Genomic DNA, 24,764 nt, shown 5'->3' with positions numbered 1-24,764 from the left:
CAATTCTCACTATAGGAAGCGCCTGCAATAATGTGCTCCGCGCTTGACGCGGAGCCCTGTGGGCCAGGCGTGCCGGTTGATCAGTTCCCCCGCACCACCTTTTCGCTTTTCTTGTGCTTCTCCAGATCCTTTGGATCAAACCACACCGGCTTCAGCTTCTTGTCGACAAACAATTGCATCTGGTCGGTATAATGTTTTGACTCCGGTCGCGTCGTGGCAGCGCCGAAGGGCTGGATCGAGCGCGAATAGACCTTGCCGTCCTTGGCCCATTCCATGAACATGATGAAGCTGTCGCCGTGGCGAACGCTTAGTCGCCCGTCTTCATCGATATCCCACAGGGTCGAGGCGCGGATCGTGTCGTTGCCACCGTCAACCGGCAGATCGACATCGCCCTGCCGCATCCGCAGCACATTCAACATCGGCGGATCGATCCTGTCAAAATATTGCTTCAGATGGTCGACCGTTTCTTCCAGTATCTGGCGCGGGTCCGGCATTTTCCCGCGGTTATAATGCGACTTGTTGGCCGGGCGCAAAACCATCAGCGCCAGCGCATCGGCAGCGCCCTTGCCATCAAGATTCCAGTCCCACTGGGCGAGCAGTTGCTGCGCCTTGAGCAGTTTCGCACTGTCTTTCAGATCGAGCGCGGCAATCCTGTCCAGCCAGTCCTTCGCATAGCCGGCCTTTTCATAGCCGGTATCATATTTGATCGCCCATAATTCGGCGTCGGTGATCTTGCCGTCGGCATTGGCGCGTTCCAGCAGGGCGATCGAGCGGCGCGACCGGTTGGTTTCGTCACTCTCGACGCCGAGCAGCGGCGAGAAATTGTCCGGTTTGAGTTCATCGCCCGGACCCGCCGCGATATAAGGCGTGTTATTGGCATTCATGACATAGCCGGAAGCCGGATTGACCAGCGCGGGCACGCGCGTGAACGGCAATGCCCCTTGCCACAGAGTTGCAGATGTATCGCCGGGCAGCACCGTCCGCCAGTCATGGCCCTCGGGCCGGTCGGGGAACATCGCGTTGTAGTACATCCCGATATTGCCCTCGGCATCGGCATAGATGAAATTGGTCGCCGGGACGCCCTGCCCCGCCATCGCCGCCTGCCATTCGTCGAAATTACTCGCCTTGTTGATCCGGTAATATTGGGTCAGCATGTCGAGCTGGTCGATACCGGCATAGCGAAGCGCATAGGCGCCGCTGTCGTTGATGATCACCGGCCCGTGGATCGAGCGATAGGCGACCTGCGGATAGGGAATGACGAAGGGACCGAACTTGATCTTCAGCCAGACGCGCTTTTTCTCCAGCGGTTTCCATCCACCGTCGAAGCGGTAGGCGTCTTTGCTGTTGTTCAGCGTGAGCTTGTAGATATCGACCAGATCGGGCCGGTTGACCGTGTTGGTCCAGCCAAGATATTTATTATGCCCCAGAAACGGAAACGGCGATCCCGGGAAATTGGCCCCGGCAAAGTCCCAACCTTCGTCGCTGTGCACGACCAGCTCGTACCAGGCGACATTGCCGCGCAGAGGCTGGTGCGAATTGGAGATCAGGCGGGTCTTGCCCTCGGGAGAGAGTTCCGGCGCGATTGCATAAGCATTGGAGCCGTTCTCGTCCGGATCAGGGCCAACCGGCGTGACTGTTTTATCGTCGATGATCTTGTCAGGACTCAGTGGATGGACGGACTTTTTCTCCTGTTCGCCGGACAGGCGCGGTCCGCCTTCGCGCGGCAGCGGTTTGTTCTGCACCAGCGCTTCTATCGGATTGTTGATTCCGAAGAAAAAAGGCGAACGCAGCACGAAACCTGCGGCTATATCCTGGTCATTGACCGGGAATAATTTGGCCAGTTTGACTTCTTCCGGATGATCCGCGGCATAAGCATTGAGACCGGACGCATATCCGGCGAGCACGGCGCGGACGTCCGTCGGAAGATCAGCATATTTGCGAGTCACCGTGCCGCGCACATCCATCAAGGCAGCAATATAGTCGATCGGCGCGCTCTCTGACCCGTTGAGCGTCGCCATCCGGCCCCGCGTCATCGCGGTCACTTCCTGCAGCGTCGAAAAATCGTCCTCGGAATGCGCATAGGCAACGCCATAAGCGACATCGGCGTCGGTCTTGCCGAAGATATGCGGAACACCAAATTCATCGCGGACGATCCGGGCCTCGTAGGAACCATCGGCTGGCGCTGCAGCAGTTTCGACGCTCAGCGGTTCCCAGACCGCCAGCCCGATTCCCGCCAGCACAAGAAATACCAGCAACCCGAGGCCCGCCCGTTTAAGTGTTTTCACGTATTTTATCCTCCCGGGCAGCGACTTAAGCTGCGCTTATTTTCACGCTTACCATATATCTCCGACGGAAAAAGTCATCAATATGGTTGTGTTGCACGACTACAACACCATATTTATGACAAGAGACCGAGATTGAACAGGATGAACCAATGAACCTTGAGAAATTCACCGACCGCGCCAAAGGGTTTTTGCAATCGGCACAGACCGTAGCCATCCGGATGAATCACCAGCAGATAACTGCCGGCCATATCGCCAAGGCGCTGCTCGAAGACGATCAGGGCATGGCGGCGGGACTGATCACCAAGGCAGGCGGCGATGCCAAGACGGCGCATCGGGAAATCGATGCGGTTCTGGACAAGATTCCTGCGGTATCCGGCGGCGGTGCGCAGCAGACGCCGGGTCTCAACAATGACGCGGTGCGGATGCTCGATCAGGCAGAGCAGATCGCGGAGAAGGCCGGCGACAGCTATGTCACGGTTGAGCGGCTGTTGCTCGCGCTGCTATTGTCGAAAGACACCCCGGCGGGCAAGGCGCTGCAATCCTCCGGCGTAACGCCCGAAGCGCTGAACAGCGCGATCAACGAATTGCGCGGTGGACGCACGGCGGACAGCGCCTCGGCCGAAGAGAGCTATGAGGCGATGAAAAAATATACCCGCGACCTGACCCAGGCCGCGCGCGACGGCAAGCTCGATCCGGTCATCGGTCGCGACGAGGAAATCCGGCGCACGATCCAGATATTGGCGCGCCGGACCAAGAACAATCCGGTCCTGATCGGTGAACCCGGGGTCGGCAAGACCGCCATCGCAGAAGGCATGGCGCTGCGCATTGCAAACGGTGATGTACCCGACAGCCTGAAGGACCGCCGCCTGATGTCGCTGGACATGGGCTCGCTGATCGCCGGCGCGAAATATCGCGGCGAGTTTGAAGAGCGGCTCAAGAGCGTGCTTGACGATGTGCGCGGGGCAGAGGGCGAAATCATCCTGTTCATCGACGAGATGCACACATTGATCGGCGCGGGCGCTTCGGAAGGCTCCATGGACGCTTCCAACCTGCTCAAGCCGGCACTGGCGCGGGGTGAACTCCACTGTATCGGGGCAACCACGCTCAATGAATATCAGAAATATGTCGAGAAAGATGCCGCGCTGCAAAGACGGTTCCAGCCTGTCTTCATCGGCGAACCGACCGTCGAAGACACGATCTCGATCCTCCGGGGGTTGAAGGAGAAATACGAACTGCACCACGGGGTGCGGATTACCGATGGCGCTCTGGTCAGCGCGGCGACTCTCTCGAACCGTTATATTTCGGACCGTTTCCTGCCCGACAAAGCCATTGATCTGATGGACGAGGCGGCTTCGCGCATCCGTATGGAAGTGGAATCCAAGCCGGAAGAAATCGAGAATCTTGACCGCCGGATCATCCAGCTCAAGATCGAGCGCGAGGCCCTGTCCAAGGAAAGCGACGATGCCTCCAAGGGACGTCTGGAAACGCTGACGAAAGAACTGGCCGAACTCGAGCAGCAATCCGCCGAACTGACCACCCGCTGGCAGGGCGAAAAGGACAAGATCCACGCGGAATCGCATCTCAAGGAGCAACTGGACCAGGCCCGGCTTGAACTGGAACAGGCCGAGCGGGCGGGCGATCTCGCGAAGGCCGGAGAATTGAGCTACGGCACCATTCCCAAGCTCGTAAAGGCGCTCGAAGAAGCTGCCGGTGCGAGCGAAGGCGCGATGCTGCGCGAGGAAGTCGTGTCGGAAGATATTGCTGCCGTGGTTTCGAAATGGACCGGAATCCCGGTCGACAAGATGCTCGAGGGCGAACGCGAGAAGCTGCTGGCCATGGAAGAGCTGATCGGCAAGCGGGTGATCGGGCAGAAGGACGCAATCTCGGCAGTATCTGCCGCCGTGCGCCGCAGCCGCGCCGGCCTGCAGGATCCCAACCGGCCACTGGGCAGCTTCCTGTTCCTCGGCCCCACCGGCGTCGGCAAGACCGAACTGACCAAGGCGCTGGCCGGTTTCCTGTTCGACGACGATCAGGCGATGGTCCGGATCGACATGTCCGAATTCATGGAAAAGCACAGCGTCTCACGGCTGATCGGCGCGCCTCCCGGCTATGTCGGTTACGACGAAGGCGGCGTGCTGACCGAAGCGGTTCGCCGGCGCCCCTATCAGGTGATCCTGTTCGACGAGGTCGAAAAGGCGCATGGCGACGTGTTCAACGTGCTGCTGCAGGTGCTCGACGACGGTCGTCTGACCGACGGCCAGGGCCGTGTGGTGGATTTCTCCAACACGCTGATCATCCTGACCTCCAATCTCGGCAGCCAATATATGGCGAACATGAAGGACGGCGAAACGGTCAAGGATGTCGAGCCGCAGGTGATGGAAGTCGTTCGCGCCCATTTCCGGCCCGAATTCCTCAACCGGCTGGACGAGATCATATTGTTCCACCGGCTGGCCGAAGAACATATGGCGCCGATTGTCGATATTCAGGTCCTGCGGGTGCAGAAACTGCTCAAGGACAGGAAAATCGAACTGGACCTGACCGACGCGGCGCGGCGCTGGCTGGGACGGGTCGGCTATGATCCGGTCTACGGCGCACGGCCGCTGAAGCGGGCGATCCAGAAATATCTGCAGGACCCGCTCGCAGACCTGATCCTGCGCGGTGACGTGCCGGATAACAGTACGGTCAGAATTGACGAAGGCGACGGTGGGCTGAAGATGGAGCGGGTTGCGACGGATGCAGCTTAGGCTTGCGCAATCCGCTCCTGACAGGCAGATAGCGTCGATGAGTTTAGCCGCGAGACAAGCCGAAATCTTAAGCGATGCGGATTATCTTCCGCATCGCTATGACGAGGTCGCCGACGCCTTCCGCTTTGTCCATGTCCCGCGCGATGTGCACCGCAATTGCACATTCATCACCGACGAGCATTTGCCCAATGTGGACCAATACGAACTAATCAGGCGAGCGGATATCGCGGACATAAAACTGACGACCGCGCCGGTCCATTTCATTTTCCATTCCGCTTATTGCTGTTCCACGATGATGGCGCGAGCTTTCGACATTCCCGGTGTGTCGATGGGCCTGAAAGAGCCGGTCATACTCAACGACATGATCGGCTGGCGGAGACGCGGTGCGGACAGCCAGAAGCTGGCGACCGTGCTTGACAAGTCACTCGGGCTTCTCTCCCGGCCGATGGGCGAAGACCAGGCGGTAATCGTCAAGCCGTCCAATATCTGCACGCCGCTGGCTATTCCAGCGCTTAGATTACGCTTGGAATCCAGAGCATTATTATTATATGCGCCGCTGAAATCCTATTTGCAGTCAATCGTAAAAAAGGAAATGTGGGGCCGTATATGGGTTCGTGACGTGCTGCTGGGAACCTTGAAGGATGGCTATGCGCTTGGCGGCTTTTCGCCCGAAGAGCTGTTGCAACTCACCGATCTGCAAGTCGCGGCTATTGGATGGCTCTCGCAACATGCCGCCTTTGCCAAGATACTCACTACGATTGGCGACGAGCGTGTAAAGACGCTGGACAGCGACAGTTTCTTGGCCAGGCAGCCCGAAACCATGACGGCGCTTGATGCCCTATTTGGTCTCGGGATGGACGAAGCAACCATAATGAAGAGTGTGAACGGCCCCGCATTCAAAAGTCACTCGAAGCTCGATCAGGCGAAAACAGGTGAAATCTTCGACGCTCAAACACGACAGAAAGAACAAAATCGAATGGCAGAGCTACACGGTGCCGAAATCGACATGGTTGTCCAGTGGGGAAAAGCAGTGGCAGAAAGCCAGCAAATAGACTTTGATCTGAATTCCAAGCTATTGAACTAGAATTCACATTTTCTTCTTAATTGCTGCCGCCTTCACCAACCTGCATATCTTCGACAAACTGCCTGGAATCACGGGCCCCAGCTTTAACATATTCAGCCCATTCGGCGTTGGTCATGCAAATCCGGCGTTTCCGGGCAAGCGAGCCGATGATTGGCTCTGACCGGCAACGGACATAATCCGGATGACGGCGGTCGGTGATTTTTTTCGGTTTCTTTGGTTTGTTTGTTTCTTTCGTGTCGGTCGAAGTTGCATCAGAAGATTCGGAATTTGAAGCCCCCAGTTCCTCGGCGGCGACGGGCGCGGCAAGCAAAAAAGTTGCCGACAGTGCGATGATACCTAATTTCATTGTGATTCCTCTATGATCGCAAAAGGTTGTTTCGATTGTATTGGAAAATTGCATCATTGTGCGTTTTGATCAATCCCAACCTGCATATCCTCGACAAATTGCTTCGAGTCTCTCGAGCCAGCTTTTACATATTCGGCCCATTCTGCATTGGTCATGCAGATTCGGCGTTTGCGTGCCAGAGAGCCGATGATTGGCTCAGACCGGCAGCGGACGTAATCCGGGTGACGTCGGTCGGTAATCTTCTGCGGCGCTTTCGACTTGGACTCGATATTGTCACTCTTTGTGGCGTACGCCGATAAGGTGGGTACGACAAAGGCAATCGCGATCAGGGCGCCTGCAGCCACGGTTTGAACAAGAATTTTCATAACGCCTCCGTAAATATCGGAAAATGTACAGTCAAACTGCCGCCAGTCTCGGCTTATTGCAATGTAAAGCTAGCCTAACTGTTGTCAACCACACGGGTTTGATAAAGGCTCATTGGACTACTGAGCTTCACAAGGAACTCCCTGCTTGCAGATGCTCTATTCTTAACATGCAGAGAGCAAAAGCTCAACGATACAAAGAAAAAGGGCGGACCAATTGGCCCGCCCTCTTTTGTTCAATTCTAATCGCTGGGATCAGAAAGTGAATTTCACGCTCGCGCCATAACGACGGCCCAGAGCGTCATAAGACGATGGATAGACGTTACCGGAGTTGTACGACGTAGAACCGATGTCCGAACCAACCAGCTTTGGCTTGTTGTTCAGCAGATTCTGCGCTGTCAGAGTGAACAATACATTTTCACTAACATCCCACTGGAACGACAGATCAAAATAATGCTCAGCCGGGATGGTTGTGAACTCAGGATTTACTACGCATCCACCAGGATCCGCACCGAGTGCATCAGGGCAACCAGCTGGATCAGCAAGAGCAGCAGCGATTTCTGCGTTATTCACTGCAGGCTCGTACTGCAGCGCGCTCAGGTAGCGCCAGCGCAATGACAGCGTGTAGTCTTCGTCAAATGTCATCGACGTACGCTGCGAGAAGGCGAATTCCGACTGAGGCGAACCACAGTTAACGGAGTAGAAGCCAACGCAATCACGATCCAAACCGGTAGCCGTTGCCTGGAACGTATTCTTGTTGGTCCAGGTACCGTCGAATGACAGGCTGAGGCTGATCATGTCGCTGAGGTCCGTGTTGTACCGCATGCTCAGATCGATACCATCGGTGGCGATACGGCCCAGATTGCTCTGTTGCAGGATCAGGCCTCTGGTCGTCGACGGATCACCGTCAAGGCCACCCGTAGCAGGGTTACGCGAGATGAATGTCGGACCACAGGCTGGGTTCGTAGCCGATGGAGCCAAGAAACATGCATCGACAGCATCGCCAACCGTTGGCGAAGATACAGCGCCGGTCACTTTGATGTTGAAATAGTCAACGGTCAGAGCGAAGCCCGGAATTGCGTCTGGCTGGAATGCCGTACCAACGGTCCATGTTTTTGCCGTTTCCGTTCCCAGATTCGGGTTGCCACCAGTGGTGATGTTAATCTGACCAGCGGCTGGCTGAAGCAGTGTACCCGCCTGGATCGCGGCAGCACCGGTGCTTCCGGCTGGAACCTGAAGCAAACAAGCTGCGAGCAGATTTCCGGTTGGAGCAGTTGGACCGGCACAAGGATCGGAACCCAGGTTGCTCAGACCAGTGGAAACCGGTGCGAACAGTTCACCGATATTCGGTGCGCGCGAAGAACGCTGATAGTTGCCACGGAAGGTCAGACCAGGAATAACTTCCCAGCTACCGCCAGCTTTCCAGGTGAATTCCGTACCCGCAGTGGAGTAATCGGAATAACGAGCACCGAGATCGACGGTCAGGCTTTCTGCGAAAGATTCACCTTCGAATACCGGAATGCTAACTTCGCCAAAAGCGTCATACACATCGTAGGAACCGAAAATGTCCGGAGCAGCACCACCGGCACCAACAACGGCACCCGGTGTTTTCGAAGCATCATCAGAAACGCGCGAAGCGGTAAATGAACGATACTCGCCACCGACTGCGAACTGGATAGGTGTTTCGGAAATGCCGAAGCCGAGGTCACCGGTAACCGAAGCGTTAACCGTTGCGATCGAAGTTTTCGTGATAACCTGCTGTGTCAAGCCGGACACGTAATCAATCGCAGCCTGTGAACCCAGGTCGCCTTCAAGACCGAAAAGGTTGATCGGTGCACAACCGTCGTTGCCCGAAATACACGTACCATCGGGCAGAACATACAAAGCATCATCGAGACGCGAACGGCGGAAGAAGCCGGTCTGGGTCTGAATGCGTTCGCTTTCACCATATGTACCCGAAACATCATAGCTGATGTTGTCGGTGATCGCGCCACGAGCACCTACAACCATGTTGAACAGGGTCGAGGTGTAGATCGAGTCACGGGTACCGGCTTCGATCGAACGACGACGGACCTGGGTGTTGATGTTCACGAAATCAGGGTTTGCCGAACCATCAGCCAAGGTTGGACCAAATTGCGTATTTCTGCCAGCGGTACATTGAGCAGCAGTCAAGCCAAGACCCGCACAGAACTGATTGGCAATGCCATCCGGAATGGTTGGGTTGTTCAGGTTGATATCGTAGTTGTTGAAAAACGAGCCGCCAGGAGCGATAATCGTCGACACGGTCTGCTTGGAGAAAGCAGCCTGAGAGTAAACTTCGACATTCTCGTTGATTTCATAACGTGCGGAGCTGAAAATATTGAACCGCTCGAATGGCGTCTGGAAAATGTTGAATGGGTTGAAGTTGAATGGACGATCAAAAACGCCGCTCAGAACTGTCTGTCCGTCTGGAGCAATCTGACCAAAGCCGCCCGGGATGGGGCCAACGATAACAGCAGGAATGGCGTTCGAAGAACCGCCGGCATCGCCGGTGTAAGAACTGATGTTGTTTTCACCGAATGAGCGATCGCCCTGATATACAGCATCCTGATCCTGATAACCAACGCTCAGAACAACATTACCACGGCCATCATCGAAGTTGGCACCAATGGTCATGTCAGCGCGGAACACGTTGCCGTCGCCTTCTTCTGTGATCTGCTCGGACAGGTTGATTTCAACGCCAGCAAAGTCGCGCTTGGTGATGAAGTTAACAACGCCGGAGATTGCGTCCGCACCATAAGTGGTCGTAGCACCACCGGTCAAAACGTCGGTACGCTCGATAACAGCCAATGGGATGCTGTTAAGGTCGACGCGGCCGGTTGTGTCGGCAGGAACGAAGCGACGTCCGTCGAGAAGAACCAGGTTACGCTGCGAACCGATACCACGAAGGTTAACGAAGGACGAGCCGCCGTTGCCGTTGTTGACCGCAGAGCCGGTTGATGGAATTGCCGATGGCAGTTCACGAAGGAACTGTTCAGCAGTGTTGGTCTGACGCAATTCCAGTTCTTCGGAAGTTACAACGCCAACTGGGCTCGAAAGCTCCAGATTTGGATTGCTGATGCGCGAACCCGTAACAACGATGACGCTTTCAGCGGTCTCGGCTGCTTCCTGGTCTTGCGCAAATGCAGGCGTAGAAACCATAGCGAGTCCGAGCACCATAGGTGCAACGGATGCCTTCAGGTTTGAATATTTTCTCATGTAATCCAGTCCCTTATTCTGGAGAGGTTGACCATTATGGCCGATCCCCGGTTGTTGATCGATGGCAATCAGCGCGCCCCAAACGCACGGATTCGACCACCGAGTTGGAGGTCAATTGCAACAAGGCTTGTGGCCTGTAAAGCTTCTGTTCAGGGAAAAGGGCAGTTTTTGTAGAGATTGTAACTATTTTGTCACAGTGTCATGGCCGCCAAAATTGGGGATAATTATCATGTTTGGTGGCCCTACACTTGCAGCACAGTCGGCTCACCCCGTTCGTTCAACAATGAATTGCCTCGCGTAGCGCGATTGCTTATGTAAAAAGAAATCTGAAGTCGGATAACGGGAAAATTCAGCATGGTTGGTTCAAAATGGCTCGTCGCAAGCTTGATTTCAGCGACTATAACAGTGGCGGCAGGCATCACTAGTGCCCCGGCATCTGCTCAGGAGGTCGATCGCAGAAAAGCGCTAACGGCACCGCCAACTGTCTATACCGAACTGGTGGCTTGCAAGGACGTCGCCGATCCGACCGCTCGTCTGGCCTGCTACGATGAAAAGGTGACAACTCTGCAGACGGCCCAATCCTCCAACCAGGTGGTTATCGCCGATCGCGAACAAGTGCGCGAAGCGCGGCGTGGACTGTTCGGACTGACACTGCCAAGGATCAAGCTGTTCGACGGTGAAGGCGATGAAGGCGAGCAAATCGAGTCAATTGAAGGGATTATCAAGTCTGCGCGAACGATTCGCAGCGGCAAATGGCTGATCCAGCTGGAAGAGGGAGCGGTTTGGCAGCAGACCGAGCCTCCCCGCAGCACAATGCGCAGGCCAAAGGCAGGCGATTCGATCACGATCGAACGTGCGGCTTTGGGCAGCTATCTGGCCAAGGTGAATGAAGGCCGAGGCTTCAAAGTCAAACGGGTTACGAATTAAAAGCCGGAACCTTCCATAGCTAGTCCATCGCCCCGGTCAGCAGGATCGGGTCGATCCTCGCCTGATTCCACTTCATCGACCAGTGCAGATGCGGCCCGGTGGCGCTACCGGTTGAGCCGATGCGGCCGATGGGCTGGCCGCGCTTGACGACCTCCCCGGCTTCCACCAGGATTTCCGAACTGTGCAGAAACGCGCTGTTGAGACCCATGCCGTGGTCAATCATCAGCAGATTGCCTTCGAGCGTGAACGGGCTACTCGCCGCCAGTGTCACGACGCCGTCGGCGGGCGCGACATAATAAGTGCCGTTGGCGGCGGCGATATCGATCCCGCTGTGATAACTGCCCGGCGAGCCGTTATAGATGCGTTGATTACCGAACATGCCGGAAATTCTGCCCTTGACCGGCCAGATGAAATTCTGACGCCAGCCGGCGCTGTCGCTCTTGACGCTGCGCGCCGCGTTGATCTGCGCCAATTCCGGTGCGCGGCGGCGCTTGAAGGACTCGCTGGCGGTGCGTCCGCCGCGATTGAGGCTGACATGTTCAATCTGCCATTTGCGCGGAGCGATATTGATGAACTTGCGGACCGTCTGTCCGTTGCCCAGCGTGGCAACCAGATGCGCTGCCTGTCCGGCGTCGCGATTGAACGCGATAATGAACTTGCCATCCTCGTCGACGGGAACCGGGTCGCCATCGAAAGACAGGCTGGCGGTGCCTGCGGGCGCGTCGCCGATCATCACGCCGCCCTGGATCGCTTCACCGCTAAAGCCGAATTTTACCGCCTCGCGAAATGCCGACTGTTCGGTGTCATTGGCTTCGGCATATACAATTGCTGCCGGGACGGCGGTAGCCGCCATCGTCAAAGCGCCGAGAACGATTTTCAACCGTCGTCTCACCGCTCATCTTCCGGCAGATGAGCGTGCGCCGAGATTTGTGCAGTGGCATAAGGCTCCTGCTTTTCGACGCTCCAGTAACGCAGCTCGTCGAGCGGGATAGCCTCGCCGGTCACCGCGCAGAGAACATGGTCGCCCGAAGAAAGCGGACGAAAGCCGTTCGGCATATAATGCAGCTTTGCCACCTTGTTGCGATTGGACATTAACATAGGACGTTTATACTCCCTGAATCCTTTACCTGCGATTTACGGTCATGATTACCGAGGCCGGCCAATCCTAACGCAATTGCCCCTAGAATAAATCCTTCTGCCTGTCATCCGGCGCTTTTTTGACTCGGCTCGCCGATGGTGGGGCAGGCTTTGGCCTGGCTGGCGCCTTGTCCGTGACCGTCGCGCCAACGACTCCGTCCTGGAAATGCAGATCGAGATCGCCGGCCTTTATCGCGGCGGCGCGGTTGGCGATCAGCCTGCCATCCGGTCCCGATACCCTGGCATAGCCGCGCTTGAGCGGACCGTCGGGAGAGACCTGCTGCGCCAGGCGCCACAGCGCGTCGAGCCGCTGCTGCGCGTCCGCTAGGGGCCGCTGCACAAGACTGACCGGCAGGTCCAGCCGCCGGAACTGCTCCTGCGAGCGGGCCAGCCGCTGCTTCAATATCGAGGGCCGCAAGGCCCCCGCGCTATTGGCGAAGCGGCTGCGGGCGTGGGCGATATTCTGGCTCATGCCATATTTCATCCGCTCGGACGTCTCGTCGACCCGCTGCTGGTGCGGGCGGAGCAGATCGGTCAGCGCCGGCATCAGGCGGCGCTGCGCCTCCAGCCGCTCCTGCGCCGTGTTCAGACTGCGTTGCACGCTGCGCGCCATCCGCGCCTTGCCCTCGGACAGGGTTGCCAGCCATTCCGCGCGGACCGGTACCGCCATTTCGGCGGCAGCGGTCGGCGTTGGTGCGCGCAGGTCGGCGGCGAAATCGCAAAGCGTTGTATCGGTCTCGTGCCCCACGGCCGAGATAATCGGGATCGAACAATCCGCCACCGCGCGGACCACTGCCTCCTCATTGAAGCTCCACAGGTCCTCGATCGAACCGCCACCGCGGGCGACGATCACCAGATCGGGCCGGGCGACCGGGCCGTCCGGGGCCATCTCGGAGAAGCCGCGAATGGCGTGGGATATCTGCTTCGCCGCGCCCTCGCCCTGGACCAGCACCGGCCAGACGATGACATGGCTGGGGCAGCGGTCGGCGAGGCGGTGGAGGATATCGCGGATCACCGAGCCGGTCGGCGATGTGACCACGCCGATGGTTTTGGGCAGGAAGGGAATCGGTTTCTTGCGGTCCTGATCAAACAGCCCTTCACCGAGCAGCTTGGCCTTGAGCTTCTCGAACAGGGCCATCAGCGCGCCCTCGCCCGCCAGTTCCATCTTGTCGATCACGACCTGATATTTCGAACGGCCGGGATAGGTGGTGAGCTTGCCCGAGACGACGACCTCGATGCCATCCTCGGGCCGGAACGGCAGCCGTCCGGCATTGCCCTTCCACATCACCCCGTCGATCACCGCCTTGTCATCCTTCAGCGCGAGATAGACATGGCCCGACGCCGCCCGCTTGAAGCCCGAGATTTCGCCCCGGATCCGGACATAACCGAAGCGATCCTCGACCACCCGCTTGAGCGCGCCGGAAATTTCCGAAACGCTGAGCGGCGGGGCGTTGTCACCCTGCCCGCTCTCGGCTAGGAGCTTCGCGTCTAATGAGAGGGAATCGTCCATGAATATCCTGTTGATTGGCTCCGGTGGCCGCGAACATGCCTTGGCCTGGAAGCTGGCGCAATCCCCTTCTCTCGAGAAATTCTACGCGACACCGGGAAATCCGGGCATCGCGCAACATGCCGGACCGGTGACGCTGGACATCGCCGATCATGACGCGGTTGTCCGCTTCTGCCAGAGCAAGCGCATCGATCTGGTCGTCGTCGGTCCCGAAGCGCCGCTGGTCGACGGTCTGGGCAACAGCCTGCGCGCCGCCGACATAGCGGTGTTCGGTCCCGACAAGGCAGCCGCCCAGCTAGAGGGCTCCAAGGGCTTCACCAAGGACCTGTGCAGCCGCGCCAATATCCCGACCGCCGGCTATGTCCGGACCAGCAGCGCCGCCGACGCGCTCAAGGCGCTCGACGGCTTCTCCATTCCCGTCGTGATCAAGGCCGATGGTCTGGCCGCCGGTAAAGGCGTGATCATCGCCGAGACCCGCGAAGAAGCCGAGGCCGCGATCACCGACATGTTTGGCGGCGGCTTTGGCGCAGCCGGCGCGGAAGTGGTGATCGAGGAATTTCTGACCGGCGAGGAAGCCAGTTTCTTCGCGATCACCGACGGCAAGTCGGTCGTCCCCTTCGGCACCGCGCAGGATCACAAGCGCGTCGGCGAAGGCGATACTGGCCCGAACACCGGCGGCATGGGCGCCTACAGCCCCGCCCCTGTCCTCACCGCCGCCCTGCAACAGCAGGTGATGGACGAGATCATCCAGCCGACCGTCGACACATTGGCCGCCGAGGGCACGCCCTATAGCGGCGTGCTGTTCGCCGGGCTAATGCTGACCGAAACCGGCCCGCAGCTGATCGAATATAACGCCCGCTTCGGTGACCCGGAATGCCAGGTGCTGATGATGCGGCTGGAAAGCGATCTCGCCAAGCTGCTGATGCGCACCGCCAAGGGCGACCTCGCCCAGACCAGCGCCCCGGTCTTTGCCCCCGAAACCGCGCTCACCGTGGTTATGGCCGCCAAGGGCTATCCTGCGACACCGGAAAAAGGCGGCAAGATCCAGAATCTGGCGCGAGCCGAACGGGAGGGCGCCAAGATATTTCACGCCGGTACCACCGAGGTGGACGGCGCACTGGTTGCCAGCGGCGGTCGCGTGCTCAACGTCACCGCGCTGGGCGACAGCGCCACCGAGGCGCAGGCCAAGGCTTATGCCGCGGTCGACCAGATTGATTTCGAGAGCGGCTTTTGCCGCCGCGACATCGGTTGGCGCGAGGTTGCGCGGGAAGCGGGCCACTAGGCTTTCTCGTAGGTCTGGCGCGCCAAAGTTTGTCAAAGTTGGGGCCAATAACAGTATTTGGTAACCGTTTGCCGAGAGCAAGTTTATGGGACTCGCACGAAGACACGAAGGCACGAAGAGATTGCGCTTTGTGGCTTCGTGTCTTCGTGCGAGCCCGACATTTTTGCGGCGCGCCGTGAACTTTACACAAACATCCGCTTTTATTTTCTGTAATCTTTGCCCCCAGGCCGCAAAATTCCAGCATTTGTAGGAAACCAACCGGTCATCGAGTGTAATCTTCCAGATTGCCGCCGAAACCGGTCCGTTTGGAACACGCACCCCGCCGCCAGCGCCGCGATCCTATCCAGATTGTCAAAGAGCCCGTCCCGCCCATGGCGCGGAGCGGGTTCGATCATACCGGATTGAGTCAGATGTAGGACAGCATTTTCCCACCTTCTCCCGTGAGGGAGAAGGATACGAAGCCTTATCTGAAGGATTAGGCGAAGTTGGATGAGGGCGTTCCGCTGGTGGGGTACCTTGCCACTACGGTCCGGCAAACCCTCACCCTTGCCGCCTTGATCGCCAGCGCAGTACCCCGGTTACGAACAATATGCTCGGCAACAATCCGCACAGCGCGACCAATATTCGTCCCGTCAGGCCGCCGGCCGACCCGTCGTGCAGCGGGTGCAGCCAGTTGTTGATCTTGCTGCCGGTCCGGGCCTGTCGCGCGTCGTGGATCGCCACTACCTTGGCGCTGCCGCTGTCCACCCAGACATAGCTGTGCGGGAAGCGAAAGCTGGGGTCGCCGGGGACCTGCATGCGCAGGCGGAAATGGCCGCCCTGTTCCGGTGGTGTTTCGATCCAGGCGAGGCGGGCTTGCGGCAGGGCCGCGCGGCCAGCACGCACGATATGGACGACGCTGACCGGCTGTACGGATGGGGTTGAGGCGGAATGAACATGGGGCATCGGGTCGACCGGCAATCCGATCGAGGCGAGCACCGTGTCGCTTTCCTCCGGCAGCGCCAGCATGATCCCGGTCACCGTCAGGATCAGCAGAAACACCAGGCCGGACAGTCCGGTAAGCTTGTGCCAATCCCGCAGGCTGCGGTGCGGATGGGCGCCGGGTTTGAGCCGCAGTGCCTTTCGCCAGGAACCTTTGGGCCACCAGGCCCATATACCGCTGAGCAACAGCGCGAGCAGGACGAAGCCCAGCCAGCCGAGCACGGTACCGCCGGTCTCCCCGAGCAACAGCCGGTAATGCAGATCATAGATGAAGGTCACCGCATATTCGCCCCAATAGTCGCGGCGCAGTAGCTGCGAGCCATCGGGGGAAAGCCAGACCATCATCGGCCGGAAATCATGGCCGGCCCGCTCCGGTGGATTATAATAGCGCGCGGGGATCGCGCCGGGCTTGCCGGTCACTTCAAACCGCCACGGTCCCTGTTTTTCCGGATAGGCCTGACGAACCGTGTTCAGCGCGCGGTCCCAGTCGGGCGCGCCGGCCTCCACCCGGATATCCGGATGCAGCAAAGCATCCAGTTCCGGGTAGAAGGTGAGGACCGAACCGGTCAGGCCGAGCAAGACCAGCAGGCCGCCGATGCCCAGCCCCAACCACAGATGGAGCGCGCGCACCGCGCGGCGCAGCCGGTCTCCTCTGATCTGCATCAGAAGCGCAGCCGGGCGCTGGCGGTGACGTTGCGGCCATTGGCCGGGCTGTGCAGCGTCTGCGAACCGTCCCACCAGACATATTCATAATAGCTGTCGCCCAGGTTCTTGACCGTCAGACCGAGTTCGACATTCTGGTTCAGCCGATAGGCGATGCTGGCGTCGAATATGTTCAGATCACCCCATTTGCCCTCCGCATTGGCGGTGGTGAGATAGTAAGAGGATTGCCCGCGCCCGGTCAGCGACAGGGTGAGCGGCTCCAGCGGAGAATATTCGATACCGCCGGACCAGAGCCAGCGCGGCGTGTGGTTGATTTCGTTGCCGGCCAGTTCCGGCGTCGCCGGCGATGGCACCGATATAACGGCCTTCTGCCAGGACAATGCGCCCCACAAAGACAGGTCCGCCATCGGCTTGACGCGCAACTGCACATCGACGCCATTGCGGTCGGTGCCGCCGACATTCTCGAAATCGCCCAGCGGATCGTTGAGCTTGCGGGCGATTTCTCCGGTGGCGCTCTGCTCCCAATAAGCGACACGCGCCTCTACCCTGTCACCCAGTTGATATTTTGCGCCCAGTTCCCAGCCGCTGTTGATCGACGGGGCCAGATCGATCTGGCGCGGCGGGATCAGATAGGCTCCGGACCCCAAACCAATCTGGAAGGTCTTGCCCCAGTTGCCATAGAGGGTGACACCATCGCTCGGGAAAATGGCCACCGACAGTTTCGGCTGGTCGATGCTGCCATAATCATTGATCGGCGCGGACGTATCGCTGAGCAAATTGTTGAAATCGCCGCCGACCCAGTCGATCCGGTAGGCGGGCGTGATTCGCAGCCAGTTCGCCGGTTCGATGATCGCCTGGACATAGGCGCCGCCGACCGAAAGGTCGAACTGCTGGTCGCGGGTCTGGCTGGTCGGCACGCGTTCGACCGAAAGCCAGCGGGCCGAGCGATTGTCCTGCCATTCGATATTGCCGCCTGCCTCCAGCATCAATGCTACGCCGGACAGATCGCCATGCCAGTGGAGCGCGGTGGAGACACCATATTGGTCTTCCTGCGTCAGGCGGCGCTGCTGCGAGGCTCCGGCGGAGAATTTGACAAAACGATCGTCGCGGAAGCGGTTGTAATAGGCCATGTTCGACCAGTCGAGCCGGTCGGACAGGGCGGCATCGAGCGTCAGCGCATATTGTTGCAGACCGCGGGAATCGCCGTCGGACTCGTTATAGTCGTTGGTCATGCGCGGGTTGGAACGGCTATCGGCGAAAGTCAGATAGCCGGGCTCTTCCGCGTCCGCATCATAATAGCGCGCGATGGCGCTCAGCTTGACGTTTTCGCCCAGCGCCAGCCCCCATTTGCCGGACAGGCTGAACCGCTGGCTGTCGCTATGATCGCGATAGCCGTCGCTCTCGCGATAGGCGATCTGGTAATTTTGCGTGATATTGCCGCTTTCCAGTCCGGCGACCAGCTGCCCTTCGAAACTGTCGTAACTGCCGACCGAACCGCGCGCGTCGACATAGGTGCCGCCGGAGCGGGTGATGATATTGGCGCTGCCGGCAATGGCATGCAGGCCATAGCGCGGGTCGGAGGTGCCGCGGACCACCTCGATAACGGCAATGTTCAGCGGAAAGGCCATATCGATATAGGGCATATTGCCGTCGTTGCTGTTCGAGGGGATGCCGTCGATCAGCAGCTTGACCGCGTTGATATTGCCCTCGCCATTGAAGCCGCGCATCGAAAATTTGCCGCTGGTCGTGCCCTGGTTAAAGTCGGTCACCAATATGCCCGGCATCCGGCCGATCAGTTCGTAGACATTGTCGACATCGGCGTTCTGCGCAATGTCACCGCCGAGCCGGTCGACCGAAGTCAGGACATTGTCGGTGCTGCCCGCCATGCCGCGTGCGGTCACGACGATTTCACCGACCGAGAAGCTGGTGTCAGGTTTGTTTGTGGCGGGCGTAGAGGCGTCGCTGCTCTCTCCTGATACTTCGGCCAGAGCGGGGACGGCATTGACGGCAAAAAGGAGGCCTGCGGCCAGCGCAGGATAGGAAATCTTCATTATGGGTATCCGATATTGATGGGTTCAAACATGATATTGCGGTTCGAACGCAGCCGGATCGGGCTAGATGAATGGCGCATGGCGATACGGACCTTGCCGGTCCGCCACCGTTTTTGCGCATTGGATTTTGCCGAGTAGCTGCGTCAGGCAGCCAGCGGTGGCCCTCTGGAGGGCGGGCGCAGGCGTGCCGTATCGCTTGCCCCGGACGATATCTGCGGCGCGAATGCGAGCGCCAGAACAAAAGCGATGGCCGAGGCGAGCAGCGCCAGGTCCACGCCAGCAACCGCGCTTTTCGCCAGTCCGGTATAAGGGCAATCATTGTTGCCCTTTTCATGCTCCGCGCCGGTAGACCCTTTCATCGGGACCGATATCTCTCGCGTGAGCTGTTCGCCGGTGGAATCAGAGCAGATGACAACGGTCAGCACCATATTGTCGCTCGTCACCATATAGCCAGCCGGAACCAGCAGCTTGAACAGCAATGCGGCGGCGAGCAGACAGGCTGCCAGCGTACCGTTGTTGCGGATCAGGGTGCGGATCGAATCCATCGGCGCCTGTTAATTGTTTCGCTCCGGCTTGTCATCAGCGAAGACATGCTGCGTCGCCAAGCTCAGCTACGTCGCCCGCAACCTTTCCTAACTTGCTGCGCGCGGGTCGGGATCGCTAGGGACGCGCTCCGGCGAACACCCTCTCCCACCCCGCCGGTACATCAACAGAAAGTCGTATCGTCATGTCCCGTTTCCTTGTCCCTGCCGCCAATCGCCAGGCCCTTTCGCTGGCCGCTATCCTGCTCGCCGGTGCGGCGCTTTGCATGCCGGGCACCGCGCAGGCGACCGACGGCTATTTCCTCAATGGGGTCGGTGCCAAGGCCAAGGGTGCGGGGGGCGTGGCGATTGCCATGCCGCAGGACGCTTTCTCGATCGCCAGCAACCCGGCATCCGCGACCGCCATCGAGCACCGGCTGGATGTCGGTTTCGAGGTCTTCATCCCCGATCGCGGGTCCGAGATTATCGGCAATCAGGCGGGGCTCGACGGGGTCTATTCCGGCAATGATGCCAATCCCTTTATTTTGCCGGAATTCGCCTATGTCAGGCCTTTGTCCGATACGGTTTCGGTCGGCCTTGCGGTCAACGGCAATGGCGGCATGAACACCGCCTACAAGACCAACCCGTTCGCCAGCTTCGGTGCCACCGGACCGGCCGGCGTGAACCTGCGGCAGATTTCGATCGCGCCGACCATCGCCGTGGAATTTGCCGAGGGGCAGAGCCTTGGCCTTTCACCGCATTTCGTCGTCCAAAGCTTTGAAGCCACAGGTATCCAGCCATTCGCAGCCAATTCGCAGGATCCTGCCAATTTCTCCAATCGCGGCGAGGACTGGGCCTTTGGTGCCGGATTTCGTGTCGGCTATCTCGGCAGTTTTGGTGACAATGTCCGCGTCGGGGCTTTCTATCAGTCGGAGGTCTGGACCACCGAATTCGACCGCTATGCCGGATTGTTCGCGGAACAGGGCGGGTTCAACATGCCGGCGTCCTGGGGCGCGGGCGTCTCGGTCGACGCGACGCCGCGGCTGACCCTGGGCGCGGATTTCAAGCATATCGAATATTCGGGCGTCAATTCGGTCGGCAACCCGATTTCGTCTTTGCTTCAGGGCGTCCCGTTCGGCGCGGACAACGGCCCCGGCTTCGGCTGGGACGATATCGATGTCTGGAAGGTCGGCGCGGTCTATCAGGCCAGCGACAAGCTGACCCTGCGCGCAGGCTATGGCCGTTCCGACAACCCGGTCCCGCAGTCGGAAACATTGCTCAATATATTGGCGCCCGGCGTGGTCCGCGATCACTACACCGTCGGAGCGACGCACAAACTATCGGAGAAATTCGAGATCACCGGCTATGCCATGCGCGCGCCGCGCCAGACGGTCAATGGTTCCGGATCAATCCCGGCCCCCTTTGGCGGCGGCGAGGCGAATATCCGGCTTGCCGAAACCGCGATCGGATTTTCGCTGGGCTTCGGTTTCTAGGCCGGCCTTGAACGCTTCAGGCGTCAGATAGTCAGCTTCTGACGCCGAGACGGTCCGCTGCCCATTTTATCGTCGGTCCCTGGATGACGCTGGACAGCAGCACGACGAAGAAGACGACATTGAAGATCGCGAAGGCACCCGGCACGCCGGCAACCATCGGGAATGTCGCAAGCACGATGGGCACTGCGCCGCGCAGACCGGCCCAGGACACGAACAGCTTCGATCGCCAGTCGAACTGGCGGAAAGGTGCGAGGCAGATGAAAACGCTGAGCGGTCGGGCGACGAACATCAGGATGAAAGTGATGGAAAGCCCTGGAACGATGACAGGTCCGAGGTTGGAGGGCGTGACCAGCAGTCCAAGAGTGAAGAACATCACCACCTGCGAGAGCCAGGCCATTCCGTCCTGAAAGCCGGACACGGTTGCTTTGGCGGCATAGGTCCTGTTACCGGCAACGATGCCGGCGACATAGCTGGCGAGAAAACCGTTCCCGGCAAGCACTTCGGCAAGACCGAAGGCGATCAGCGCGGCTGCAATCGAGATGACAAAAGCCAGGCCGCCCTGTTGATAGCCGCCGCGTTTGAGAATTTCGGGCATTCCGAAGCCGACACCGACACCGACGATAGCGCCCATCACCATCTGGATGGCAAAATCGGGCGCAAGCTGCAGGGGAGACGCCGTGGGACTTTCGATCAGGAACAGCGCCGCGCCGACAAGAAAGATTGCCATCGGATCGTTGGACCCGGATTCGGTTTCGATCAGCGCCGGGACATCGCCGTGAAGATCGAGACCGGAGGAACGCAGGACGGCAAATACCGCTGCAGCATCGGTCGATGCGATAACCGCACCCAGCAATGCACCCTGCAGCGGACCGAAACCCAGAATGAAAATCGCGGAAAGTGCGACGATGCCGGCGCTGACCAGAACGCCGATGGTGGCGAGCAGCAAGGCCGGGGCCGCCATCCGCCGAACGTCGCGCCAATCGGTGTCCATGCCACCGGAGAACAGGATGAACAGCAGGCAGGCTATGCCAATCCCCTGGGTCAGTTCGAAATTTTCAAAATAGAAGCCGCCCGGCCCCTCGACCCCGGCCAATATGCCGAGACCGATAAATCCGACCAGCGCCGGAAATCCGAAGCGGCTGGACAAGGTTCCGGCGAGAACGGTGGCGAGGAGGATGACACCCAATATGAGCAAGGTCATTTCGGTGTTGAAGAAAGCCATATAACTCCTGACCATCGGGGGGGGGTGTTGAGCAACACTTAATAGCAAGCGGAGTGGCATGTCGAGAGGTGAAAAACCCTGAGTCGCCGGAGTTGACACTGCCGGTGCCGCCGGTCATAATTCGTCCTCGCCTCACATCCCCCGAAAACGGAGACAGAGCCCGCCATCCGTGCGGGCATGACGCCATGCAGCAATTTCAGAGCGAAAGCCTATCCATCATAGATAGCATTCCCTTCCTTCCCAACCTCGCGCCCTCAGGCCAAACGCTTGTCGGCATCTGCATCCTCCTTGCCATTGCGTGGGTCGCCAATTTCATCATCAAGCATATCGTGCTGCGCATCGTTACGCGCTGGATGCCCTATGACGACATCACGCCGGTTCCGGTCGCGGCACGACTGGCCAATATCGTTCCGGCGCTTATCATCTCGAACGGCGTTGGTGCGGTTCCCCATTTGCCAGCACCGGTAATCACTCTGATCAGCAATGTGGTGTCCGCCTCGATCATCCTGTTCATCGCGATGGCGCTGAGCAAGGCGCTCACCCTTGCCAACGACATATACGAGCATCGACCAAGTTCTGCGACACGGCCGATCAAGGGCTATATTCAGCTGCTCAAGATCATCCTCTATGTCAGCGCGACGATCCTGATCATCTCCGCGCTGATGGATGAATCGCCCCTGCTGCTCCTGTCAGGCCTCGGTGCGATGGCAGCGGTAATCCTTCTGGTGTTCAAGGACACGCTGCTGTCGCTGGTTGCGTCCGTTCAACTCACGTCTAACGACATGCTGCGGGTCGGCGACTGGATCGAGATGCCGGCGCTCAACGCCGACGGCGATGTCATCGATATTGCCCTGCACACCGTCAAGGTGCAGAACTGGGACAAGACGATCACCACCATTCCCACGCATCGCCTGATCTCGGAGAGCTTCAAGAACTGGCGCGGCATGTCCGAAGCGGGCGGCAGGCGGATCAAGCGGTCGATCTTCATCGACCAAAATGGCATCCGTTTTCTGACGCGCGAGGAAAAGGACGGGTTTCGACGCTTTCAGCTGCTCGACGAATATCTCGGCCACAAGCAAGCCGAACTGGGCGAATGGAACGCCCCGATCGAGAAAGCCGGACGCGACGAGGTCAACGCCCGCCGGGTCACCAATATCGGCACCTTTCGCGCCTATGTCGTCGAATATCTGCGCGCCAACAGCCATATTACCGGCGGGATGACGCTGCTGGTACGCCAGCTTGATCCGACGGCTCAAGGGCTGCCAGTAGAGATTTACTGCTTCACCAACACGACCGACTGGAATGAATATGAAGATATCCAGTCGGATATTTTCGATCATATGCTCGCGATCCTGCCCGAATTCGGGCTGCGCCTCTTTCAGGCACCGAGCGGCCTCGATCTGCAGCGCGGGCTGGCCGCGTAAAAGTGAACGGACATCATCGCGATGTCCGCTCCTGACGCACGAATTGGTTCGCCAGCTGCAGATCGCGGACGAATTTGGCATATTCGACCTGACGGCCCTGCTCGTCGGGGATGCGCAGCAGATAGGACGGATGCACGGTGATCAGGATCGAGCGGCCGTCGGCGCCGGATAATATCTCGCCGCGATGGCGGGAGATTTTCACCGGCTTTCCGGTCAGGCTGCGGGCGGCAGTTGCGCCCAGTGCGACGACCAGCCTGGGATCGACCAGCCGTATCTCCTGTTCGATCCACCAGCGATAGTAGTTGATCTCGCCGACGTTCGGCGTTTCGTGGAGCCGCCGCTTGCCCCGCTGCGTATATTTGAAGCGTTTTACCGCGTTGGTCAGGAATGTCTGCTGCCGGTCGATCCCGGTTTCCTCGAAGACCCGGTCGAGCAACTGGCCGGCCGGCCCGACGAAGGGCCTGCCCTCCCTGTCCTCCTGATCGCCGGGCTGTTCGCCGATGATCATGAGATCGGCGTGGTCGGGGCCGATTCCGCGCACCAGCCGGTCGGAGAATTTCTCCATCGGCGCGTCGGTCTGCTGTTCGAGCAGCGTGTAAAGCTGGTCCAGCGAGGTCGGCAAATTGGCGGCCGGTTTGTCCATCCTGTCCTCGAATAACATATCCTCCTGCCCGCGCGCCACCATCGCCTCGACCCGCGTCCCGGCCTGTTCCAGCAGCGAGGGGATCAGTTCGGCTTCGGGCAGGTTTTTCCAGTATTTCATCGGCATTTCGGACTTCATCGCGCCGATCTTGACCCGGGCGGGGTTGAAGATATTGGCGTAGTAAGTCCGCCATTCCGCCTCGATCACATCCTCTTGCGGCACGTCATCCTTGCAGCCACCGGGCCCGACCGAGAGCTTTTGTCCGTCCCAGGCGATGCTGGCGCCGGGGGTGACGATCAGCCAGTCCATGCCGGTGAAGCGGTTGCGAAAAAAGGGCGCGACCGCTTGGGTGATATGATGGTCCGGTTCGAACCAGGCGACAAATTGCTCGCGGCCTGCGCTGTCACCGATTTTACGGAAGCGGACGAAAGCGTGCATCTTGTGGATGTCGCGGCGGATCGCCTTGGCGTGGCGGTTGAGTTTGAGCATATCCGGGTCGGCAGGATTGCGGTGCAGACCGGGAATCGATTGCGCGCGATAGAGGATGCGATAGGCCAGATCGAAACGGTCCTCGTTGCTGTGCAGCAGCGCGGTGTTGATCAGCGACAGCAGCGTTTTTGATATGCGGACAGGAGGCGCGATCGGATCGCTGCCTTGTTCCGGAAAGATCGCGGATGGTGACAGATCCAGTTCGCCTGCCTCCCGCCGCCCCTCGACCGTCCAGGTCACCTGCTCCGGCGCGATGCCTGCCTGCAACAGCCGCCGCGCATGGTCGCGCCAGCCGTCCCGGTCGACTTCGCTGGCCAGCGTGATCCGGTACGCGCCCTGAATAGGAGCAGTCATCATGTTCATGGC

The 24,764-nt window shown here is 59.2% G+C and carries 18 protein-coding genes; 6 read left to right on the top strand and 12 right to left on the bottom strand.

Annotation, left to right across the window (positions count from 1 at the left end; translation table 11 throughout):
* Positions 1-80: 80 nt before the first annotated feature.
* A complete protein-coding gene (locus HUO14_RS01255; RefSeq protein ID WP_176278071.1) occupies positions 81-2,285 on the bottom strand; it encodes a penicillin acylase family protein in 2,205 nt (734 codons plus the stop codon).
* A gap of 149 nt (positions 2,286-2,434) precedes the next feature.
* Here HUO14_RS01255 and clpB point away from each other — a divergent pair, with 149 nt between their 5' ends.
* Both clpB and HUO14_RS01245 read left to right on the top strand, forming a co-directional pair.
* A complete protein-coding gene (gene clpB / locus HUO14_RS01250) occupies positions 2,435-5,029 on the top strand; it encodes an ATP-dependent chaperone ClpB (RefSeq protein WP_176278070.1) in 2,595 nt (864 codons plus the stop codon).
* Positions 5,030-5,066: 37 nt separating this feature from the next.
* Positions 5,067-6,113 (top strand): hypothetical protein, encoded by a 1,047-nt coding sequence (locus tag HUO14_RS01245; protein WP_176278069.1) that lies wholly within the window; start codon positions 5,067-5,069, stop codon positions 6,111-6,113.
* 16 nt (positions 6,114-6,129) lie between these two features.
* Here HUO14_RS01245 and HUO14_RS01240 read toward each other — a convergent pair whose 3' ends face one another.
* The 3 genes from HUO14_RS01240 to HUO14_RS01230 all read right to left on the bottom strand — a co-directional run bounded on the left by HUO14_RS01240 (position 6,130) and on the right by HUO14_RS01230 (position 10,058).
* Positions 6,130-6,459 carry a hypothetical protein gene (locus HUO14_RS01240; protein WP_176278068.1) on the bottom strand — a complete coding sequence of 110 codons (330 nt, stop codon included), beginning with the start codon at positions 6,457-6,459 and terminating at the stop codon, positions 6,130-6,132.
* Positions 6,460-6,512: 53 nt separating this feature from the next.
* A complete protein-coding gene (locus tag HUO14_RS01235; protein ID WP_176278067.1) occupies positions 6,513-6,824 on the bottom strand; it encodes a hypothetical protein in 312 nt (103 codons plus the stop codon).
* A 252-nt stretch (positions 6,825-7,076) separates the two neighbouring features.
* Positions 7,077-10,058 carry a TonB-dependent receptor domain-containing protein gene (locus HUO14_RS01230; protein ID WP_176278066.1) on the bottom strand — a complete coding sequence of 994 codons (2,982 nt, stop codon included), beginning with the start codon at positions 10,056-10,058 and terminating at the stop codon, positions 7,077-7,079.
* Between the two features lie 354 nt (positions 10,059-10,412).
* On the opposite strand from HUO14_RS01230, the gene HUO14_RS01225 reads away from it, so the two are divergent.
* Entirely contained in the window at positions 10,413-10,985 is a 573-nt protein-coding gene (locus tag HUO14_RS01225; protein WP_176278065.1) for a hypothetical protein, read from the top strand.
* Positions 10,986-11,004: 19 nt separating this feature from the next.
* On the opposite strand, the gene HUO14_RS01220 is transcribed toward HUO14_RS01225, so the two are convergent.
* The 3 genes from HUO14_RS01220 to xseA form a co-directional block, all read right to left on the bottom strand.
* Positions 11,005-11,865: a M23 family metallopeptidase gene (locus tag HUO14_RS01220; protein ID WP_246255132.1), complete on the bottom strand. Its 861-nt coding sequence runs from the start codon at positions 11,863-11,865 to the stop codon at positions 11,005-11,007.
* An 8-nt stretch (positions 11,866-11,873) separates the two neighbouring features.
* Positions 11,874-12,083, bottom strand: coding sequence for a DUF2093 domain-containing protein (locus tag HUO14_RS01215; protein ID WP_176278064.1), 210 nt, complete (start codon positions 12,081-12,083; stop codon positions 11,874-11,876).
* An 82-nt stretch (positions 12,084-12,165) separates the two neighbouring features.
* Positions 12,166-13,632, bottom strand: coding sequence for an exodeoxyribonuclease VII large subunit (xseA, locus tag HUO14_RS01210; RefSeq protein WP_176278063.1), 1,467 nt, complete (start codon positions 13,630-13,632; stop codon positions 12,166-12,168).
* On the opposite strand from xseA, the gene purD reads away from it, so the two are divergent.
* A complete protein-coding gene (gene purD, locus HUO14_RS01205; RefSeq protein ID WP_176278062.1) occupies positions 13,631-14,911 on the top strand; it encodes a phosphoribosylamine--glycine ligase in 1,281 nt (426 codons plus the stop codon). The genes xseA and purD overlap by 2 nt on opposite strands.
* 540 nt (positions 14,912-15,451) lie before the next feature.
* Here purD and HUO14_RS01200 read toward each other — a convergent pair.
* The 3 genes from HUO14_RS01200 to HUO14_RS01190 form a co-directional block, all read right to left on the bottom strand.
* Entirely contained in the window at positions 15,452-16,555 is a 1,104-nt protein-coding gene (locus HUO14_RS01200; protein WP_176278061.1) for a PepSY-associated TM helix domain-containing protein, read from the bottom strand.
* Positions 16,555-18,606 carry a TonB-dependent receptor gene (locus HUO14_RS01195; protein ID WP_176278060.1) on the bottom strand — a complete coding sequence of 684 codons (2,052 nt, stop codon included), beginning with the start codon at positions 18,604-18,606 and terminating at the stop codon, positions 16,555-16,557. The genes HUO14_RS01200 and HUO14_RS01195 overlap by 1 nt, the downstream gene beginning before the upstream one ends.
* A gap of 143 nt (positions 18,607-18,749) precedes the next feature.
* On the bottom strand, positions 18,750-19,151 hold the full coding sequence (locus tag HUO14_RS01190; RefSeq protein ID WP_176278059.1) for a DUF2946 family protein: 402 nt from the start codon (positions 19,149-19,151) through the stop codon (positions 18,750-18,752).
* A 182-nt stretch (positions 19,152-19,333) separates the two neighbouring features.
* Here HUO14_RS01190 and HUO14_RS01185 point away from each other — a divergent pair, with 182 nt between their 5' ends.
* Entirely contained in the window at positions 19,334-20,620 is a 1,287-nt protein-coding gene (locus tag HUO14_RS01185; protein ID WP_246255122.1) for an OmpP1/FadL family transporter, read from the top strand.
* Positions 20,621-20,651: 31 nt separating this feature from the next.
* Here HUO14_RS01185 and HUO14_RS01180 read toward each other — a convergent pair whose 3' ends face one another.
* Complete coding sequence (locus tag HUO14_RS01180) at positions 20,652-21,842, bottom strand: potassium/proton antiporter (RefSeq protein WP_176278058.1); 1,191 nt, start codon at positions 21,840-21,842, stop codon at positions 20,652-20,654.
* A gap of 185 nt (positions 21,843-22,027) precedes the next feature.
* Between HUO14_RS01180 and HUO14_RS01175 the strand changes: the two genes are divergently transcribed.
* On the top strand, positions 22,028-23,266 hold the full coding sequence (locus HUO14_RS01175) for a mechanosensitive ion channel family protein (RefSeq protein ID WP_176278057.1): 1,239 nt from the start codon (positions 22,028-22,030) through the stop codon (positions 23,264-23,266).
* 13 nt (positions 23,267-23,279) lie between these two features.
* On the opposite strand, the gene HUO14_RS01170 is transcribed toward HUO14_RS01175, so the two are convergent.
* The gene (locus HUO14_RS01170) at positions 23,280-24,761 is read right to left on the bottom strand and encodes a UdgX family uracil-DNA binding protein (RefSeq protein ID WP_246255121.1); all 1,482 of its coding nucleotides are present in this window, start codon (positions 24,759-24,761) and stop codon (positions 23,280-23,282) included.
* Positions 24,762-24,764 lie beyond the last annotated feature (3 nt).

Origin of the sequence: Parasphingorhabdus flavimaris (assembly GCF_013371215.1) — a bacterium.
Classification (GTDB): Bacteria; Pseudomonadota; Alphaproteobacteria; order Sphingomonadales; family Sphingomonadaceae; genus Parasphingorhabdus; species Parasphingorhabdus flavimaris.
This window is presented reverse-complemented; position numbering and strand designations above follow the sequence as displayed.

Coding starts and splice junctions, on each gene's coding strand:
- clpB (WP_176278070.1), top strand. CDS start 2,435: ATGAACCTTGAGAAATTCACCGACCGCGCCAAAGGGTTTTTGCAATCG.
- HUO14_RS01245 (WP_176278069.1), top strand. CDS start 5,067: ATGAGTTTAGCCGCGAGACAAGCCGAAATCTTAAGCGATGCGGATTAT.
- HUO14_RS01240 (WP_176278068.1), bottom strand. CDS start 6,459: ATGAAATTAGGTATCATCGCACTGTCGGCAACTTTTTTGCTTGCCGCG.
- HUO14_RS01235 (WP_176278067.1), bottom strand. CDS start 6,824: ATGAAAATTCTTGTTCAAACCGTGGCTGCAGGCGCCCTGATCGCGATT.
- HUO14_RS01230 (WP_176278066.1), bottom strand. CDS start 10,058: ATGAGAAAATATTCAAACCTGAAGGCATCCGTTGCACCTATGGTGCTC.
- HUO14_RS01225 (WP_176278065.1), top strand. CDS start 10,413: ATGGTTGGTTCAAAATGGCTCGTCGCAAGCTTGATTTCAGCGACTATA.
- HUO14_RS01215 (WP_176278064.1), bottom strand. CDS start 12,083: ATGTTAATGTCCAATCGCAACAAGGTGGCAAAGCTGCATTATATGCCG.
- purD (WP_176278062.1), top strand. CDS start 13,631: ATGAATATCCTGTTGATTGGCTCCGGTGGCCGCGAACATGCCTTGGCC.
- xseA (WP_176278063.1), bottom strand. CDS start 13,632: ATGGACGATTCCCTCTCATTAGACGCGAAGCTCCTAGCCGAGAGCGGG.
- HUO14_RS01200 (WP_176278061.1), bottom strand. CDS start 16,555: ATGCAGATCAGAGGAGACCGGCTGCGCCGCGCGGTGCGCGCGCTCCAT.
- HUO14_RS01195 (WP_176278060.1), bottom strand. CDS start 18,606: ATGAAGATTTCCTATCCTGCGCTGGCCGCAGGCCTCCTTTTTGCCGTC.
- HUO14_RS01190 (WP_176278059.1), bottom strand. CDS start 19,151: ATGGATTCGATCCGCACCCTGATCCGCAACAACGGTACGCTGGCAGCC.
- HUO14_RS01185 (WP_246255122.1), top strand. CDS start 19,334: ATGTCCCGTTTCCTTGTCCCTGCCGCCAATCGCCAGGCCCTTTCGCTG.
- HUO14_RS01180 (WP_176278058.1), bottom strand. CDS start 21,842: ATGGCTTTCTTCAACACCGAAATGACCTTGCTCATATTGGGTGTCATC.
- HUO14_RS01175 (WP_176278057.1), top strand. CDS start 22,028: ATGCAGCAATTTCAGAGCGAAAGCCTATCCATCATAGATAGCATTCCC.
- HUO14_RS01170 (WP_246255121.1), bottom strand. CDS start 24,761: ATGAACATGATGACTGCTCCTATTCAGGGCGCGTACCGGATCACGCTG.